Source organism: Clostridia bacterium (genome assembly GCA_026414765.1).
Classification (GTDB): domain Bacteria; phylum Bacillota; class Clostridia; order Acetivibrionales; family DSM-27016; genus SKW86.
This window is the reverse complement of record JAOAIJ010000006.1, coordinates 23,574-42,301: the sequence shown is the minus strand read 5'-3', so window position 1 is coordinate 42,301 and position 18,728 is coordinate 23,574. Positions and strand designations below refer to the sequence as shown.

At 38.0% G+C, this 18,728-nt stretch carries 18 protein-coding genes and 2 pseudogenes; 13 read left to right on the top strand and 7 right to left on the bottom strand.

The features are described from left to right. Positions 1-77 precede the first annotated feature (77 nt). The 4 genes from N3I35_00565 to N3I35_00550 form a co-directional block, all read right to left on the bottom strand. The gene (locus N3I35_00565) at positions 78-665 is read right to left on the bottom strand and encodes an exonuclease domain-containing protein (protein ID MCX8128577.1); all 588 of its coding nucleotides are present in this window, start codon (positions 663-665) and stop codon (positions 78-80) included. A gap of 141 nt (positions 666-806) precedes the next feature. Continuing rightward, positions 807-1,046 (bottom strand): Ykof family thiamine-binding protein, encoded by a 240-nt coding sequence (locus tag N3I35_00560; GenBank protein MCX8128576.1) that lies wholly within the window; start codon positions 1,044-1,046, stop codon positions 807-809. A 72-nt stretch (positions 1,047-1,118) separates the two neighbouring features. Beyond that, positions 1,119-1,346, bottom strand: coding sequence for a hypothetical protein (locus tag N3I35_00555; protein ID MCX8128575.1), 228 nt, complete (start codon positions 1,344-1,346; stop codon positions 1,119-1,121). A 520-nt stretch (positions 1,347-1,866) separates the two neighbouring features. After that, complete coding sequence (locus N3I35_00550; protein MCX8128574.1) at positions 1,867-2,049, bottom strand: alpha/beta-type small acid-soluble spore protein; 183 nt, start codon at positions 2,047-2,049, stop codon at positions 1,867-1,869. A 201-nt stretch (positions 2,050-2,250) separates the two neighbouring features. Here N3I35_00550 and N3I35_00545 point away from each other — a divergent pair, with 201 nt between their 5' ends. Further along, positions 2,251-2,391 carry a hypothetical protein gene (locus tag N3I35_00545; protein ID MCX8128573.1) on the top strand — a complete coding sequence of 47 codons (141 nt, stop codon included), beginning with the start codon at positions 2,251-2,253 and terminating at the stop codon, positions 2,389-2,391. A gap of 74 nt (positions 2,392-2,465) precedes the next feature. Here N3I35_00545 and N3I35_00540 read toward each other — a convergent pair whose 3' ends face one another. After that, on the bottom strand, positions 2,466-2,687 hold the full coding sequence (locus tag N3I35_00540) for a DUF378 domain-containing protein (GenBank protein MCX8128572.1): 222 nt from the start codon (positions 2,685-2,687) through the stop codon (positions 2,466-2,468). Between the two features lie 278 nt (positions 2,688-2,965). On the opposite strand from N3I35_00540, the gene N3I35_00535 reads away from it, so the two are divergent. Continuing rightward, complete coding sequence (locus N3I35_00535; protein MCX8128571.1) at positions 2,966-3,130, top strand: hypothetical protein; 165 nt, start codon at positions 2,966-2,968, stop codon at positions 3,128-3,130. Positions 3,131-3,266: 136 nt separating this feature from the next. Further along, positions 3,267-3,494 carry a transcriptional coactivator p15/PC4 family protein gene (locus N3I35_00530; GenBank protein MCX8128570.1) on the top strand — a complete coding sequence of 76 codons (228 nt, stop codon included), beginning with the start codon at positions 3,267-3,269 and terminating at the stop codon, positions 3,492-3,494. A 30-nt stretch (positions 3,495-3,524) separates the two neighbouring features. Here the strand turns inward: N3I35_00530 and N3I35_00525 are convergent, their stop codons facing one another. After that, positions 3,525-4,718, bottom strand: a complete 1,194-nt coding sequence (locus N3I35_00525; protein ID MCX8128569.1) for an amidohydrolase — start codon at positions 4,716-4,718, stop codon at positions 3,525-3,527. A 463-nt stretch (positions 4,719-5,181) separates the two neighbouring features. Beyond that, entirely contained in the window at positions 5,182-5,613 is a 432-nt protein-coding gene (locus N3I35_00520) for a LysM peptidoglycan-binding domain-containing protein (protein ID MCX8128568.1), read from the bottom strand. Positions 5,614-5,853: 240 nt separating this feature from the next. Here N3I35_00520 and N3I35_00515 point away from each other — a divergent pair, with 240 nt between their 5' ends. The 10 genes and pseudogenes from N3I35_00515 to N3I35_00470 all read left to right on the top strand — a co-directional run bounded on the left by N3I35_00515 (position 5,854) and on the right by N3I35_00470 (position 18,724). Beyond that, positions 5,854-6,609, top strand: a complete 756-nt coding sequence (locus N3I35_00515) for a hypothetical protein (GenBank protein MCX8128567.1) — start codon at positions 5,854-5,856, stop codon at positions 6,607-6,609. Positions 6,610-7,002: 393 nt separating this feature from the next. After that, positions 7,003-7,920 carry a putative sporulation protein YtxC gene (ytxC, locus tag N3I35_00510; protein ID MCX8128566.1) on the top strand — a complete coding sequence of 306 codons (918 nt, stop codon included), beginning with the start codon at positions 7,003-7,005 and terminating at the stop codon, positions 7,918-7,920. Between the two features lie 688 nt (positions 7,921-8,608). Continuing rightward, the gene (locus N3I35_00505) at positions 8,609-9,445 is read left to right on the top strand and encodes an Asp23/Gls24 family envelope stress response protein (protein MCX8128565.1); all 837 of its coding nucleotides are present in this window, start codon (positions 8,609-8,611) and stop codon (positions 9,443-9,445) included. 723 nt (positions 9,446-10,168) lie between these two features. Next, positions 10,169-10,498 carry a hypothetical protein gene (locus N3I35_00500; protein ID MCX8128564.1) on the top strand — a complete coding sequence of 110 codons (330 nt, stop codon included), beginning with the start codon at positions 10,169-10,171 and terminating at the stop codon, positions 10,496-10,498. Positions 10,499-10,575: 77 nt separating this feature from the next. Then, positions 10,576-11,547, top strand: coding sequence for a PfkB family carbohydrate kinase (locus N3I35_00495; GenBank protein ID MCX8128563.1), 972 nt, complete (start codon positions 10,576-10,578; stop codon positions 11,545-11,547). A 96-nt stretch (positions 11,548-11,643) separates the two neighbouring features. Beyond that, positions 11,644-11,826: pseudogene (locus N3I35_00490) on the top strand (alpha-amylase family glycosyl hydrolase). 1,232 nt (positions 11,827-13,058) lie between these two features. Then, positions 13,059-15,490 (top strand): annotated as a pseudogene (gene fabD / locus N3I35_00485) (ACP S-malonyltransferase). Positions 15,491-15,610: 120 nt separating this feature from the next. Continuing rightward, positions 15,611-15,853, top strand: a complete 243-nt coding sequence (locus N3I35_00480; GenBank protein MCX8128562.1) for an acyl carrier protein — start codon at positions 15,611-15,613, stop codon at positions 15,851-15,853. A 35-nt stretch (positions 15,854-15,888) separates the two neighbouring features. Next, positions 15,889-17,025: an acyl-CoA dehydrogenase family protein gene (locus N3I35_00475; GenBank protein MCX8128561.1), complete on the top strand. Its 1,137-nt coding sequence runs from the start codon at positions 15,889-15,891 to the stop codon at positions 17,023-17,025. Positions 17,026-17,137: 112 nt separating this feature from the next. Then, positions 17,138-18,724 (top strand): amino acid adenylation domain-containing protein, encoded by a 1,587-nt coding sequence (locus tag N3I35_00470; GenBank protein ID MCX8128560.1) that lies wholly within the window; start codon positions 17,138-17,140, stop codon positions 18,722-18,724. Positions 18,725-18,728: the final 4 nt, after the last annotated feature.

The following is an 18,728-nucleotide window of genomic DNA, read 5'->3' as shown; positions in this document are numbered from 1 at the left end:
GCTTGATGCCAAACATTTCTTCATGCTGCAGCTTTGTTTTTTCTCAGATTTATAGGATAAACATAAGAGGAGGGGACTTATATCTTACTGCATAGGAATTCCCCGCTTTTTCTGCCGGATAGCATATTGATGTATTTCTCATCACATATATTGACAAAAACCAGGGCTGTATACTTTGCGTCTACATATGCCCTGTGAAGATCTTCCTCAGGCTTTATTTTCAATGCCTCAAGAGCTTTCGACAGGCTGTATCTATGGCCGGGCGGAGCTTCGTAGAGCTGTGAGAAATATTTTTGTATGTCAAATGTCTTTTTTATCCACTTTGCACTTACCCTGTTCAGCTTGCAGTTTTGTTTCAGGTGATGGATATCGTCTGGCCCCCAGCTGCATAAAATGCTGTCACATCCGCACCATTCTCTGAACCGGTTCAGGACATTCCTGAAGGAATCGGCTTCATTTATACTTTCCTGGGTTATTTTAGTTTTCCTTTTTATTAGAGGGAAGAGCTTACGGTGAATTTTAGGCTGAATATATGATTGAAATGAATCCGTAAGCTCTAATTTTTCATCAAGCCTGACGGCCCCTATTTCAATTACTTCATTTGGCAGCTTGCTTTTATATGCTTTGCTGTTCAGTTCAAGGTCAAAAACTATATAATACATCATATTTTCCTTTCAAGATCGCTTAAAACATATTATCCGCTCATAACTTAAAGGTCTCCCGGTTACAAGGAGACCTTTTTTAGTTCTATTATTAATGTACACTTTATTTGGCATAAATTCCATATGTTTTTTATTAAAGTTTATTTATTCTGCGGAGTTTGATATGGTTACGACCATACTTACTTCACTGCCGGTTTTTTCCGCTTCGCTGAACATTGATTCCAGACTTCTGAATATTTCTTCTTTTGTTCCTGATAACCTCGTATTCATGGAATTGACGTTAAAATCTACGTTTTTGTTGTCCAGTGCGTGTATGGAATTGTTAATTACCCCTGACGCATTACTCGTTTTCAAGGGGTATACAGCAACTTCAGCAGTAATCATTTTATCACCTCTTTTGCTATTTTATTTGCAGTACACCGACTAATTCCGGCAATATTCATAATATGAGTTGTTTCAGCGGAGATGGTCTTTTCTTTCCTTTATTTCATCTTCAGAGACAACATCTACATAGCACTCCTGAAGCTTATTCTCCGCAGAGCAGCTTTGCTGGTAAAACCAGAATTTTACCCTGTTTTCGATTTCGTTATCGCTGCCTTCAAGCTTGTGAGGGTATACAGCTACAAGCTTGTCAGTGCCTTTTTCCCTCAAGCCTACATTAACAGAGCCCTGAAAGCGTGTCATCGCAATTTCCTTTCTCTTAGAGTTTTCATAATATATGATTTGTATTTTTTCTGTGTTTATACAGCAGGAAATAATAGTTTCACCGGTTTGCTGCATGATTACAAATATTTTCCGGTATCAATACGGGCTTTTATTCTTTTTCTCGTCTTTTCAAATTGTTCAAACTCACGGAGGCTTGATATGTTATATCTGCTGCAGCACTTTTTACAGACTGATTTATTGGCCGAATAGCCCAACTTAACGCCTACTGCCTTATGTATCCGAAAAGAGCTTCTTAATTTTATCCTTTTACAATTTGCGCAATGTGGAAAAATGTCAGGTATAAATACAATAAAAACCAGGATAAGCAGTGAGATAAATAAAAATAAATAAATACTCATACAGACTCTGAAGAAGGATACTCTAGATTATTACTATTTATTGGGTAACGCTTTTATTCTTTAAACAAAAAATCCTAATGTGCTTTTTGTATTTAAAAGGGTTGTCGGAACCCAACAACCCTTTTGATATCTAAAAAATATTACTTGCTGTATTTATTTCCTGTATATGCCTCAAATACCTTTTTAACTATATTGCCACCTATTTTACCAGCATCCCTTGCAGCCAGATCCCCGTTGTATCCCTGCTTTAAATTAACGCCTACCTCAGAAGCTATCTCATATTTCATCTTGTCAAAACTGGTCTTACTCCTGTTATTTGCCACTTTTATAGCCTCCTTATAAGATATTCACTGATACCGGAATGAGATTATCAGTGTACTTTTATAGTCTGTATTTTTATAAAAAATATAACGGAAAGTTATTCTGGTTTATGCATGTTCTATCAAACACGGATGTAAATATTTACCTTGTTACACCATGAATATTCCAGGGAAAGTATAAATGATTTTGAGGAGGTGCTTAATATGAGTAATAAGATTAAGAGCATTAAGCTCACTGAAACAGATAAGAGGACTATATCTATGAATTCCGGTATTTGTACGGATTCACACGGCAAGGCTTGCACTGAGCCTAAAAAAATTGAGCGTAATGAAAGACTGAATTAGGCTCATGACTAGGATAATATCTTTTATTATAATAATAGCGTCTATTTTTTTAGACGCTATTATTATTGGTATGCCTAGCTTCTTGTTCCTTCAGGGACAGCTTCCCTGAAAAGCAAACTAATGCTGTACAAGCCTGCCAAGCCTACTAGGGTATATATTGTCCTGCTTACAAAGGAAGAGCTTCCACCAAATATTGCAGCTACAAGGTCGTATTGGAATAGCCCGAGAAGCAGCCAGTTTAGCGCTCCGATAATTACGATAACTAATGCCAGTCTGTCCAAAGGTGTTCTGTTCATTGTGCCAGCTCCTTTACTTATTTTTATTTGTAGTGTTTCCTATGACGTATAAAAAATTCGTGCTTTTTCATGTAAATTTATGCCACAATTTTCTTGCCTTTTCAGCATGCAACTTTATTTAGTATTAATACTCATTAAACCTTTTATAAATTAATACTAAAGTACTATTTACTATCTTTATGCAATTTGATATTATGTGGAAGAATAAATGGCACAATATATAGTATATTTGCGGCAACTTATAAAGGAATTGCAATATATATTGAGAGGTGTTTGTTGTGGACAGAGGTTTTTTAGAAAGCAAGGTCGACAGCTTGCTGAGGGATCTGAAGAAGTACATAGAAACCACTTCACTGTCAGAAAATGAGATACATGAACTAAAAACCGAAATTGATAAACTTCTGTATGAATGCCTTTACTATAAAACCAGATTATTGTCATAATTTTGCCGTTCTTTTATACGTGCCTGTTTTTAAGCTTATCTTTACCGGTATATTACTGCCGGTTATATGCTATACTAACTCATGGCACACATTTATGTGGTTATTTCTAGTACACTTTTCGAACGGAGGATACTGAATGTCAGATTTCTGGGATAATGAAGAATTAATCGGAAAAATTTCTAAAAACAACAGAGAAGAGGTACATATAAAGAAAGTAGAGAAAAAGGGAAAAAAATACGTTGATATCCGTGTGTTCTGGTATGATAGCAACAGTGATGAATTCAGACCTAGTCAGAAGGGCGTTACAATAGCTGCTGAATCTTTAGGGGAATTAAAGGAAATCGTAAATAAAATTGAAGAATAGGAAAAAAAGGCTCCGTTCAAGCGGGGCCTTTTATTTTTGGAGATAATCTATGGCATATTGTGCCATTATTTCTATCCCTGTCTTTATGCAGTTCTCATCGGGGTCGAATTTACTATTATGCAGGTTGTAAATTGTTTTTGTGTCAGAACTTTTACAACCCAGGTTAAATATAGTGCCTGGAACAGCTTGAGCGTAGTAGGAAAAGTCTTCTGCCAGCATTACAGGGTTTGGGTTGGTAACTATACTTTCTTTGGGAATCACTCTGGAAGCAGATTCTATCAGCTGATCCACCATTCCTTCATCATTTACTACGGATGGATAAGATACCCTGTAATCAAACTTATATCCGGCACCCATTACCCTGGTGAGAGATGCGGTAATTTCCTCCATCCGTTTAGATATAAGGCTGTCGATTTCCCGGTTGAATGTCCTGACTGTACCCCTTAATACTGCACTATCCGGAATTATATTATATGAACTGCCGGCATGAAAATAAGTAATGGACAATATGGCTGTATCCAAAGGATTTTTTTCACGGGTTATGATACTTTGAAAGAGATTTACCAGGTTTGATGCAATTGTTATGGGATCGACGGCTGTATGAGGCTCGGCTGCATGACCGCTTTTCCCTATGATGACAATCTCAAAATCACTGGGAGAGGCCATTGCAGGTCCCGGCCTTACAGAGATGCTGCCTGTATCCAGCAAAGGAGAAACATGTGTTGCTATTATTCCATCCACCTTTGGAGCTTCGAGGATGCCCTCATTAATCATTTCTTTAGCGCCCCCCAGGCCTTCTTCAGCGGGTTGGAAAATAAACTTGATATTGCCGTTAATTTCATTCCTCAAACGTGACAAAACCTCTGCAGTTCCAAGTACAACGGCCATATGAATATCATGCCCGCAGGCATGCATAATACCTTTGTTGCAGGAAACAAAACCTGATGTGTTCATTTCTTCTATAGGTAAGGCATCCATATCTGCTCTTATAGCTATTGTTTTTTTTGCTTTTCCACACTCCAGAACTCCGGATACGCCTGTTCCGGCAATGTTTGCTATAACGGGTATTCCAAGGTCAGTGAGGCAATCTTTAATTATTGCAGAAGTTCTATATTCCTTAAAACCCAGCTCAGGGTATTTATGGAATTCTCTTCTTAATGCAACAAACTTATCGAAAATTTCTGAAGATATATTTCTAATCTTTTCTGTTAACAAATTTATCACCCAGATATTAATATATAATAACCCGGTGGGACATGCAATGCCTTAAATAAACAATACCTTATTTTATGATGGGATGTTCTTGCATATCCTGTAGTTTGGATGCTCTAGGACTAAAAAAAACACAATCAGAAGCTGATGAAATTTGGTTTACAGTAATATTATCCAAAGTACATTTACCATCTTCCTGATGAATACAGTTTGACGAGCAGTTGATTGTTGTCAAAACAATACCTCCTGAATCATTAGAATGGTTATGTGCTAGCAATAGCTTTTCCAAAAAAAATGAAAATTATTAAAACGTTTTATCATATGATCGATAAATGAATAGCCGCGCCTGCATTTGCAGGCGCGGTTTATTTAAATAACCGGCGGTCTCCGCGGCAACCGGCAGTTAGTCCTAATATATGTTTATTGTATGGATTGTTATTTATGTCAAAATCAGCTTTATTTGGCAGTAAATAAATCAGAGCTGCTTGGTTACGGGAATTAATAATACTTTGTTTTCTTCCAGTTTAAAAACGTTTTTTATACTGTTAAGTTCACATATTTCTTCTATGCTGCAGTTGAATCTTCTAGCAGTTTTCCACAAAGTATCGCTGTCTGCAGTTACATATATTATGAATGTCCTGTCTGTTAATTGCTCAAGAATTTCGATAATAAGCTTTAGATTGCCTTCGAGGCTGCATCTTATGTTTTCGAGTGCTGTAATGAGGTGTGTTTCCTTTAATGCTTTTTTCTGTAAATCAAGACTGTTTATAAGAACGTAATGGCTGCTAAACAATTCGTAAAAATCTTGGGATAATTGACTAAAATGCCTCTGGCTATTGTTTTTTTCCAGATTTCTTTTTACCGTATCAAGTATGCTGCATATATATTCTTTATCTATACTTCTCACTGCTGGTGTCCTGTTGTAATTCCCGCAGAGTAGCCGCGTTTTCACTTCCTTTAATATTATATGTAAATCCTGCTGAATATGTGAAAACAATGTTTGTATAATTTCTTACAGCCAGGAAACAAGTGGAGATGATATAAAGGCTGTAAATTGATAAATCAAATAATACAAGATGCTGAGTTAGTCTGTTGAACCATTGTGGTGCAGGAAGATATGGGATAATATAAGATAGGAGGAATGCATATGAATTTTATCAAGATACCTAATATTCCTGCGGCACCTGTTAAGCGTGTGATTATTGATGGAAGAGCAGGTGCGAAGATAGAAGCCTCACTGAAGGAAAACGGGCTGGAAATAATCAGAACAAATGAACACAAAGGTTTATACGCTTCCGTATCTCATCATCCCGACATGATGCTGCATCACCTTGGAGAAGAATATATTGTTTATGCTCCGGGATTAAGCAGCTATATGATAGAAATCTTAAAAGACTACGGATTTATGCTTCTCAGAGGGCAGAGCAGGCTTGAATCAAAGTATCCGGGCAATATTGCCTACAACGCTGCAAGGGTAGGTAATGTTGTGTTTCACAACCTTAAATACACTGATCCAGTATTGAAGCAGGAGCTTGAAAAGAGAGGTGTCAGGCTTGTAGACACAAAACAGGGATATGCCAAGTGCTCAATTTCTGTGGTAAATGAGAAAGCTATAATTACAGGTGATAAGGGAATAGAGAAGGCTGCTCTGGAAAACGGAATAGAAGTTCTTTTATTAGAACAGGATGAAAATATTATGCTGCCGGGTATGAATTATGGCTTCATCGGGGGGAGCACAGGGCTGATCGGCAAAAACAAATGGGCGATCACAGGGAAGTTGGAGACTATAAAGTCATTTGATAAAATCTGTAACTTTCTGAATAAATATAATATGGAAATAGTCTCACTTTCGGATGAAAGAGTTATAGATGTCGGATCAATCATTCCTGTAGTACAGATGTGAAGTGCATAAATTTTTATCAGCTTTGCCGGCCGGAATGCCAGGTTAGTTAATTATAGAATGTATCAGGTAAAGGACTTTAATAGGTCCTTTTTTCTTCTGACTGAATACTATTAAAGTAACTAAACAAACCTTGTTACATATAATGTAACAGAAATGTAAATATATACTATACATAAAATCAATAAAACCTGCACAATAGATTAATATATATACGATGTGTTAATTTATGGATAAAAAAAGAATCGTTTACCTTCAGTGATGATTTTTATCTTTATAGCTATATATAGAAAAAAGTCACAAAAACAGGTAATACATGGCAAAAATTGCATGTAATCGTCACTGCATACAACAAATAGCGGAGACATATACTACACGTGAAGGGATGTGAAGTTGATGCGGTTTCTATGCATTGGAGTTAACGAATGCGCCGATGATGTAGTAGATCATTTAACTAGTGAATTACAGCAGCTGAAAAGCGATAATATAGATTACTCAGTAAACAAAGTTAATTCCGAGGGTTCGACTTCCATAATTTGCAGCATTACTAATGAATGTATAAAAAATGACATACCTCCCCAGTCATATGATATGCTAATGATTCATGTTTCAAATGTACTGGCAGACTATATAATAAGACAATATGAGAATAAGCTTCTTATAAGGATAATAAACAGCAACTATTGCTACTTTAACTCGGTTGAAAAAAAGGAGATACAAAACCTTGCATTACGGATAATCAGAAATGATGATAAGAACTTTTTAAACAGCTTGTTTCAAATCAGAAGGCGTAATGTTATTATCCGTAAACTGGTGGATTATTTTGAAAGTTCAGATAGCCTCATTCTGGATGGGTTTGTAAATTTCAGGTTAAAAGACTATATGAAGGATCTGGAGGAAATAGTTGATAAAGCAGTAGATGAATTTCTGATGGAGAGAGAATATAGGGAGTTTATCAGGCTGCTAAAATATTTTGTTGAGATACAGGATCCGAAATTTAATGTCATACACGTTATAGTGGGTTATGACAACAAGTATATACTTCTGGATGAAAATAAAATGGAAATTACAAATGAATGCATACAGGAATTTGTAAATGAGATATCAGAAGGCGAGATAAATTATGATGACCTGCTTGTAAGTTCACTTATCACCCTCGCACCCAGGAAAGTTGTATTACATTGTACAGGGCAATTTAAAAACAAGGAACTGCTGGAGACAATAAAAAATGTCTTTTCAGGTAGGGTAGGGGTATGTACCGGTTGTGAGATTTGTTTGATCAATATGGCTAAAAGCGAGAATAAAAGCAAGTAGATTTATAGTGGAAAGCTTTGTTTTTATAATTCATAAAGTAGGGGCTGAGATAGAAGCTTACCTACTTTTTTATTTGTAAGTATAATATCAGAAAATGCTTTATGAGACCACATCTCGAAAAGCAATAACAGTTAGCAATGTCATACACAATTTACCAAAATACCTGAAAGAATTACAAAATAGTACTATTTTCCTACATATAATTTTTTGCATACATATTGACAAGAAAAATTCAAATGATACAATATATCGTGTGATACAATATAATGTATAAAAAATGTAATTGTAACACATAATATTGAGTAGTTTAATTTTAGCTATTTACATCAGTGTAACAAATTTTTTGTATATTTAAGCTTTAAAGTTTGACTAAAGATAAATACTTGAGCTAGTTTCAGGCTGAGTTTAATGTACAAAAGATTTATATATTTTTACTAAAGATAAAATAAACAAAAAAGCAAATGAAAAAATAATTAAGAAACGAATGAAGAATTGTCCGGGGAATTAAAGAGAGTCTGTGTACTCTCTTTTTCCCATTTTTAGAGGCAAAAGTATACTCTGCCTGTAATACATTTTTATAATGTATATTTTTTATTATCGATTCGTATGTTAAAATAAATATTAATTGCATTGTAGTACATTTCTACCATTACCGCACAACTAATTGTGCTTGCCGGAGGTACGGAGCTTGAGAACTGTAGCATTTATTGGACCCAGTGGCACAGGGAAAAGTCACAGATCTTCATGGGTTGCAAGAGAAAGAGGAATTGAGTTTATTATAGATGACGGTTTGCTGATAAGGGGCAACCGTATTGTTGCAGGAAAGACTGCTAAAAAGGAAAAAACGAGGATAGGTTCCATCAAGTGCGCGCTGTTTACTGAAAACAGTCATGCTGAGGACGTGAAACGAGCAGTAAGCCTGTATAAGCCTGAAGCTATTCTGATCTTGGGTACTTCAGAAGGAATGGTGGATACAATAGCAAAAAGGCTGGAATTCCCGGCAATAACCGAAAGAGTGTATATTTACGAGGTCGCCAGTGAATTTGAAATAAAGCAGGCGATTTCTACAAGAAAGGAACAGGGGAAGCATGTAATACCTGTGCCTACCTTTGAAATAAAAAAAGATTTTTCAGGGTATTTTCTTGATCCTCTCCAGATTTTTAAAAGAAAGGGTAAGGGAAGTTATCAGCTCATAGGTGAAAAGTCTGTAGTAAGGCCTACGTTCAGTTATTTGGGGAATTATACTATATCGGATTATACTATTTACCAGATTATCGAGCATGTTACATCGAATATAGAAGGTGTAAGCAGGATATCACGGTTCAGAGCGGAAAACCACCCTGATGGGATATATATAGAAATGGATCTGGTTCTCATATATGGATACGTAATCAAGCCATTACTGAGGCAGATACAGGAAAAGGTGAGTGAAGAGGTAGAGAAGCTTACCGCACTTAACATAAAGGCGATGAATCTTGTTGCAAAGAGTCTGGTTGTGGATCATAAAAAGGTTTTAGAGTCGTAATATGCGTGTTGTGTCGAATACTAAAGAGCTTACAAATTCGTTTGTAGGCTCTTTTTTTATGCTTGGTTTTTAAAGAACAATTAAATTCTCATTAAGTGACAAATAAATCAAAAATATTGACGAATAATGTTGAAATTTTTGGATTTAAATCATATTGCCGGAAGTAGTGTCAAGATATATAATAGAGCCCTAACAAGTGTTTATAGATTTCACATCCGGGAGATGAAACCATCTGCGAAGTTTTCTCTCCCGGAACCCACTTCTTCCTTGCTGTGCCCTTGAAGCCCGCCGGAATATGTAAGCTTAATTACTTGCTTTCAAGCTGCGTAACAAACAACATATTCCAAGACAGGCTTCAAATAGGCACCTTAAGAAGGCGCCGTACTTGGGGGTTTGAAGTGCCCCATATGAAACCGACCCTGGCAGATGTAGCACGACACGAAGTTTGAACGCAGGTGACAGGCCCGGATGGCCTGTCAAGACGCGGTGCGACGGAGGAAGCATATCGCAGTCGTGCCTGCGTGAAAACAAGAGTTGCTGCATACAGATGCCGGAAGGTTTCATGGGGAAGGAAGGGAGTGCAAGAGGGAAACAAGGGTTAGTTTCCCTCTTGTTTTCATGGCATGATAGTGTAAAAAATGGAAGTTGTAGATTACATACCAAGGATACTATGGAAAATCAAGCTTTCCTCCAGGGCTTTTGGATAGGGGGTTTATCCTTGGTATGTTTGCGGAAGATAATGATACAGCTGTAAAAAGATTTATGGAATATAACGAAGCAGATAATGATGACAGATGTCTTGACGATGCAGCCAGAAGGCAATTGACTGATGAAGAGGCTAGGATTGAGATAGATAGAACAATTGGGAATTATAAGATTACAGATATTAAGAGCTTGCTCAAAGCGCAAAGGGATGAGGTAATTTTGAGGATAAAGAGAATAGAGGGGTTGCAACAGAGAAAATTGGCAAGAATTATTGGGATTTCTCCTAATATTTTATTAAACATAGGAAGCGCAAAAACCGTCCCTGTGCTTCTGACATTTTTCAAGTGAAATCTGTACATCAGGTTGAAGAATCTTAAGAAACTAGAAAGGAACCTTTTGAAATTTTTGGTTTGGAGGAAGTAATAATGTATGATATTTGTGCACTTGGAGAACTTTTGATTGATTTTACGCCTGCCGGATGTTCGGCTAATGGTAGAGATATTTTTGAAAAAAATCCTGGCGGAGCGCCTGCAAATGTGCTTGCAGCTTGTGCTAAACTTGGCGGAAGCAGTACGTTTATTGGAAAGGTTGGAGCTGACCAGTTCGGATTCTATTTGAAACAGGTACTTGAGGACAATAAGGTTGACACAAGCGGACTTGTTTTTTCAAAAGAAGTTAATACAACGCTTGCCTTTGTTCATTTAAGTGAAAACGGTGACAGGAGCTTCAGTTTTTATAGAAAACCCGGCGCTGATATTATGTTGGCACCTGAAGACCTAAATCTGGAATTGATTGATAATTCAAAAATTTTTCATATAGGTTCACTTTCTATGACGGATGAACCCTCAAGAAGTGCAACAATAAGGGCGTTGGATTACGCCAAAGAAAGAGGAAAGCTTATATCATACGATCCAAACCTGAGGCTGGCTCTGTGGAAAAATGAGAATACGGCAAAGGAATGTATACTGAGTGTACTTTCATATGCAGATATACTGAAGTTGTCGGAGTGCGAGCTGGAGTTCCTTACGGGAAAAACTGATCTATCGCATGGAACTGAGCTTCTGGCTGAGGCAGGTGCTAAGATAATAGTAGTCACTCTTGGAGAAAAAGGCTGCTTCTTCAAGTATAAACATGGGAACGGATATGTAAGTACGTATGATACGAAAGTTGTGGACACCACCGGGGCAGGTGATGCCTTCCTGGGCGGGCTGCTTTATCGTATCAGCAGTTCCGGATATGCCCTTGAGGAAATCCCTTTTGAAGCTTTCAGGAAGATCGTACTATTTTCAAATGCCGTTGGTGCAATTTGTGCATCAGGGTTTGGAGCAATTCCTTCCATGCCTTTGCTGGAGGAGGTAGAAAGATGTATGAAAAACACTCCTTTGCTTGTCTACTAGTGTACTAAATTTTATAAGTTTACTTAATATTGCATATACGCAATTATCAAACAATATTAGCACTAATTATGAAGAGGGAAACGGTATGAATTCGAAGGAATGCATATTCTTCCTTTCTTCACCTCGTCTGCCGACAGAGGATTTGCTCCCACCAGGTATGATATTGTATCTGAAGAATTCGGTAACTGGGAGGATGTTTCTGAGCTTGGCAAATCCTATTACCTGATGTTTGACTTCATGATTAACCGTGTTTCACAGGCATCACAATATTTTCAGGATTAACTGGCTAAAAAGGATAAGTCAACGATATTTCCGAGATGCATGAACATTACACTATACAGATGAAGCTTGCAAATAAAGGGTATTGGGTTTGCGATTTTGCAATAAAATAAATTGATTTTCCGGAATTTCAAATTATGATACTTACAAGCTGCTTTGCTGATACTGGGTAGTGTCCATGGATTCTTGGTTGCGGCAATCTGTTCGTTGCTCATCTCCTGTCCGTTATTAACAAAAACCATCATATCTTTTATTTTGGTCTCGCCTTCATCAGTTTCGATAAGCCGTTCCTTCAGATTGTTGTCCTCATCTAGGCTATTACGCCCTTCGTTTAACGACTTTTTTTATATGAAAAATATAGAATGGCAAGTAATGCCATAAAAGAAGCAAAACTGAATATAGCAAATAAATATGTATCCAAATGAACTCTTTTTCGCATATAATATTTCAATCCTTGCAAAGCATATAGACCATTTTGTATTGGTAGTTAATTTTGCTAAATATTAGAAACTGTTATTTAGGAGCAACATACTATTTGTGCACTTCTTATTGCTCAATGAATTTTGCGAAGAAACTCATGAATGTAAATGGTAACTATATACATTATTACAACAATAAAACAACTTTATTTAAGTATTGACAAATTTAGATATATGAAATAAAATAATACCATAAAAATATCCTGATTTGGAAATTATTGGGATTAAATGAAAGGTTAAGTTCAGATAATATTTAAAAGTACTGTTGGGGGAATAAAGGTTTTTTTGGAATGTATGATGAGCTTTTAAGTTAATAACCTGATACATATGCCTATGTGTACATGAATTTTCGTTTTAAAGAAAACGGCTTGCCCTAATTGTATTTACTACTGTAAAGGTGAGTCTTTTATTATACAACAAAAACTCCGGGATAAATATTCTTTTGATAAAGATAAACAGCTTAATTAGATTAATAAGTTGGCCTGGAAATTTTCATTCCTGAATACCGGACAGGCTGCCTGGGCAAATTATGTTACCCGGAAACCAACAAAAAGAATTTGTTTTTAGAAAGCTGATAATCATTTCAAAAGATAAAAACTTACAAGTCTTATGTAAAACAAGTTTGTTTTTATGTACTCAGTGTTCTTCACTTGATAAAACGGGCCCGAATAGGGTGGTATCTGAGATTAATTTTTCAAAAGCACAAAAAAATATGGTGGGAAAAAACTTCGGTTTTGAGAGGATGGGATAAATATGTCTACATTTGTTTTTCCCGGGCAAGGCGCTCAAGTAAAAGGAATGGGAGGAAAACTCTTTGACGAGTTTGAGGATTTGACAGCACAGGCAGATGAGGTTCTAGGATATTCGATCAAGGAACTATGCTTGGAAAACCCAGGTTCAAATCTGGCACAAACACAATATACCCAGCCTGCCATGTACATTGTAAACGCATTAAGCTATCTTAAGAAAATAACTGCTATAGGAAAGAGTCCGGAATTTGTAGCCGGACACAGTTTAGGGGAATATAATGCGCTTTTTGCAGCGGGAGCTTTCGATTTTGTAACGGGATTAAAGTTGGTTAAGAAGAGAGGCGAACTGATGAGCCATGCAAGTGGGGGAGGTATGGCGGCTGTAATCGGATTGAGCGAGGAGCAGATAGCAGAGGTTTTAAAACGTGAAGGGCTGCAGAGTATTGACATAGCAAATTTGAATACCCCGTCGCAGATTGTGATTTCAGGTCCTAAAAATGATATCAAGACAGCAAAGGAAGTATTCGAAAAAACCCCTGGTGTAAAAATGGTTACAGTGCTGAAAACCAGCGGTGCCTTCCATTCACGATATATGGAGGAAGCAGGGAAGGAATTTGGAGTCTTTATTGAAAGCCTTAAATTTAAGGAGCCGGATATGACTGTAATTTCCAATGTTGAGGCCAGACCTTACAAACAGAACAATATTAAATAAATCTTGTCAAACAGATTACTCAGCCTGTCAAATGGACGGAAAGCATCAGATATTTAATGGGTCTTGGAGAAACGGAATTTGTAGAAATCGGTACAGGTACCGTTTTAACGGGGCTAATCAAAAAGATACGAGATGAAGCAGTTCCACTGGTGATAGAAAAAAGTATTACTGAAAATATTGCAGAAAGGCCGGAAGCTGAAAACGGTCTGAAAGAAGTAAAAGTTCTAAAAACTGCAAATTCAAAGGGCAGTGAAAGGGAAAGCAGAAAAAGCCTGCAGATTGAAGATGCAATGAAAGAGGCATCTTGCACGGCAGATCTTAAGGAGAAGGAGACCCGTGTTGAACAAATAAAAGATAATGTAGAATCACTTGTGGAAATAGTACCCCAATCACTAGGAAGTTCAGAGTTTAAAAAGGCATATAACCTTAAGTATGGATACTTAGCCGGTGGTATGTTTGGAGGGGTTTCCTCCGGGGAAATGGTGGTTAAGATGGGGAAGGCTGGTATGATGGGCTTTCTTGGGACAGGCGGATTAGAACTTTTGAAGATAGAGGAGGCGGTCAGATTTATTCAAAAACAGCTTGCTGAAGGGCAGGCCTATGGGCTGAATTTACCATATAACCCCTCTGAACCGGAAAGGGAGGAAAGAGTGGTAGATCTCTGCCTTGCACTAAATGTGAGAGTTATAGAGGCCTCGGCATTTCTTACTGTTACCCCTTCTCTGGTCAAGTATCATGCAAAAGGTTTGAAAAGAGATAAAGCTGGAAAGATAATATGCACAAACAGAATTATTGCAAAAGTATCCCGTCCGGAAGTTGCGGAAGTACTCTTAAGTCCTGCTCCAGAAAGGATAATTAATAAGCTTTTTTCTGAAAACAAGATAACCGCTGAGGAAGCAGGTTTGCTAAAAGAAGTTCCAGTGGTTGATGATATTTGCGTAGAAGCGGATTCTGCAGGGCATGCGGAAAGAGGGGCGGCATGTGCACTGATGCCGGTCATGGCAAAATCGCGTGATGAAATAATGGAGAAATTTAGATATCGCAATAAAATCAGTGTAGGGTGCTCCGGGGGCATAGGAAGTCCTGAGGCAGCGGCTGCGGCTTTCATGCTGGGTGCCGACTTTATCCTGACCGGCTCGATCAATCAGTGCACTGCAGAAGCTTCCACAAGCGATGCAGTAAAGGATTTATTGCAGAAAATGAATGTATGTGATACGGAATACGTTCCATCAGAATACCTGTTTGAGATGGGAGCAAAAATACAGGTGGCAAAAAGGGGAGTATTTTTCCCCGCCAGGGCAAACAAATTATATACACTTTACTGCCAATACAATTCACTTGATGAAATAGATGAAAAAACCAGAAAACACATTCAGGAAAAGTACTTCAAGCGAAGCTTTGAAAAGGTATTTGATGAAATAAAACTTAATCTGTCAGAGCGTGAAATTGAAAGAGCGGAATCAAATCCAAAGCATAAAATGTCTTTAGTATTCAAATGGTATTTCGACTACTGCACTAAACTGGCTTTAAGCGGAAAAGAAAGCGATAAGGTGAACTACAAGATTCCCTGTAGCCCGGCACTTGGTGCATTTAATCACTGGATCAAGGGGACAGAACTGGAAAACTGGAGAAACCGCCATGTTGATGATATAGCAAAGAAGTTGATCGTTGAAACGGCGGTATTGCTGAATCAACGCTATTATTCCTTAAGGGGAGCTTCTTAAAGACAGGAAAATGGATATATTCCTTACAGGCCGGAAAACAGCGTTCCGGAAATTGTTTTTTTACAAACGGACAGTATACTTGACAGGCTAATGAATGAATTTTTATAAGGAGGAGTTGGAATGAGAGAAGAAATACATAAATACGTTTACACTAACCTGCTTAATAATGAGGTTCAAATTGATGACGACACACCACTTTATACTACATCCTTAATAACATCAATGGGACATTTGAAGCTGATTAATTTCATAGAACGGACATTTGATGTTTCGATTCCAATGAGCAGCTTAAATCTGGAAAACTTCGACACAATCAAACAAATAGTGCAATTCATTGAGGGTGTACAGGGGAACTCCGACTAGAGTTTATATTGTAGAAATGCGGGGAGGTAGGCAAGATGGATTTTAGCTGGACAAAGGATCAAAAAGTACTGAGGAGTCAGGCTGTAAAGTTTGCCCAAAACTCAAACAGGGCAGATGCAATAGAGGCTGATCGGAATTGTGAATTCTCAAAAGAATTATGGAGGGCATATGCTGATTTTGGCGTGCAGGGTCTGATAGTTCCTGGTGAGTATGGGGGCCTGGAGCTTGATATGTTATCCTGTATTGCCATAATGGAGGGTCTCGGATATGGAACTAACGATAATGGGATACTTTTTTCCATAAATGCTCATATTTGGAGTTGTGTCAAGCCCATTCTCACCTTTGGTACTCAAAAGCAGAAGGAAAAATACCTTCCGGGTCTGTGTAATGGAGAAGTCATAGGGGTACATGCAATGACAGAACCGGAAACAGGTTCCGATGCATTCAATCTGAAAACTACGGCTGTAGACAAAGGTGACCATTATGTAGTAAACGGCTGCAAGACGTTCATAACAAATGGTGATATAGCAGATGTCGTACTTGTTTTTGTAAGAGACTCCCAAAAAAAAGAGAACATAAACTGTCTTATAGTGGAGAAGGGCATACCGGGCTTTACTCTTTCCAGGAAAATAGAAAAAATGGGTTTGAGGACATCTCCCATGAACCAGCTCTTTTTTGAAAACTGCATAATACCCAAGGAAAATCTACTGGGACAGGAAGGGATGGGCAAGATAATTTTCAGTCATGCTATGGATGAAGAAAGAGCTTTTATCCTTTCAGCACAGATTGGAAGTATGGAAAAACAGCTTGAAACCTGCGTAAGTTATGCAAAAACAAGGAAGCAGTACGGGAGCATGATATTCAAATACCAGTCAATCAGCAATATGCTGGCAGATATGAAGGTCAGACTTGAGACATCAAGATTACTTGTCTACAAGGTTGCTTCTCTTAAGGCAAAAGGGGAAAATGCATCTCAATTCTCTGCAATCGCAAAGCTTTACGTAAGTGAGTCATATGTACAAAACAGCTTGTCTGCAATGAGAATCCATGGCGGGTACGGGTATACAACTGAGTATGAGCTGGAACGCCAGTTGAGGGATTCCGTAGGAGGATTGTTTTATTCAGGAACATCGGAAATCATGCACAATATTATTGCGGAATTATTGGACTAAAGCCATCCTAATAGTACTATTTTAACAGGTCAGAAAACAGGCCTCCAGAAATTGTTTCCCTTTAGCAATATAACATAGTACTACTAAATTAAGGAAAAGAAGGTGTAAAGTAATGATACTGCAGAAATACCTTGAAAACAGTGCACAGCGGTACGGTGAAAAGACGGCTGTAAGATATAGGGATGAGGCTGTAACTTATCGCCAATTGAATATGCTGGCAAATCAGGTTGCAAATACACTTATCTCACAGGGATTGGCTGTGGGAGACAAAGTAGGCCTTTATCTTTCGAAATCCATAGAGGCTGTGGCGGCTATTTTCGGAATACTGAAAGCAGGAGCGGTTTATGTGCCTCTTGATCCTGATTCTCCATTAGAACGTACACGATATATTATTTCAAACTGCAGCATCAGTACTATTGTAGTTGATGATTTCAAGCTGCAAAAGCTTGTAAAAAACCAAGAACTCTTTCCGGAAAAACTGCTGCTGTTGAATATGTCAAAAAAGCAGCCTGTACCGTCAGAAAATAAAAATGGTTGGAAGGTTTTAAGCCGTACAGAAATAGAGGATCACTCTATAAATACCACGGATGCTGAAACCCTCACGGAAAATGATCTGGCATATATTCTCTATACTTCCGGGTCTACAGGTCAGCCCAAAGGGGTTATGCTTACACACTTGAACGGAAGTGTATTCGTTGACTGGGCTGCTGATTATCTAAATTTAAGGGCGGATGATATATTTTCGAGTCATGCACCTTTTCACTTTGATTTATCCATTTTTGATATATTCGTATCAATCAAACTAGGAGCCACACTATGCCTGATTCCCCCGGGTATTTCATATTTTCCGGATGCTATTCTAAAGTATTTATATGAAAATAAAATCACTGTATGGTATTCGGTTCCTTCAGCCCTGATCCAGCTTTTATCCTTGAAGGATGACCTTAGGGCAAAACTGCAGTCGGTCAATACCTTGATTTATGCAGGTGAGGTATTTCCTTACCAGTATCTGAATAAGCTTGGAGAAGTGCTGACCGAAACAGACGTATACAATTTTTATGGCCCGACTGAAACAAATGTAATTACCTACTATAAGGTGGAGCTCCAAAAGGACAAGCCACTGGAGGAAAATGTTCCGATCGGGATGCCCTGCCCTTATGCTGAAATCCGCATAGTAGACGAAAATATGAAGCCGGTTCCGCCGGGTGGTGCAGGTGAACTGATTGTAAACGGAAGCAGTCTGATGTCCGGTTATTGGGGTGATGCAGAGAAAAGTGCCAGGGCTGTCAGAAAAGTAACCGGAGAAAAAGGAGAGGCTTTCTTTTATTTTACCGGGGATTGGGTTGCAGAACGCGAGGATGGGAGCATCATTTATATTAATCGCCGAGATAACATGGTGAAGACCAGGGGGTTCAGGGTTGAGCTGGGAGAGATTGAAACTGCATTATATAAGCATTCGTCAGTTCAAAAGGCTTCGGTTGTTGCCATACCTGATGAAAAAATAGGGCACCGCATAATTGCATTTGTTGATTTGAAAAAGGGTTCAAGGGTGTTGCCCGATGAGATGGAAAAGCACTGTGAACATTTTTTGCCTGCATATATGCTGCCTGAAAAAATTATTGTTTTGCAGGAACTTCCTCTTTCAGCTAACGGCAAGATTGACCGGGAAAAACTCAAAGAGCTTTATCAAAAGTTCTGACTGG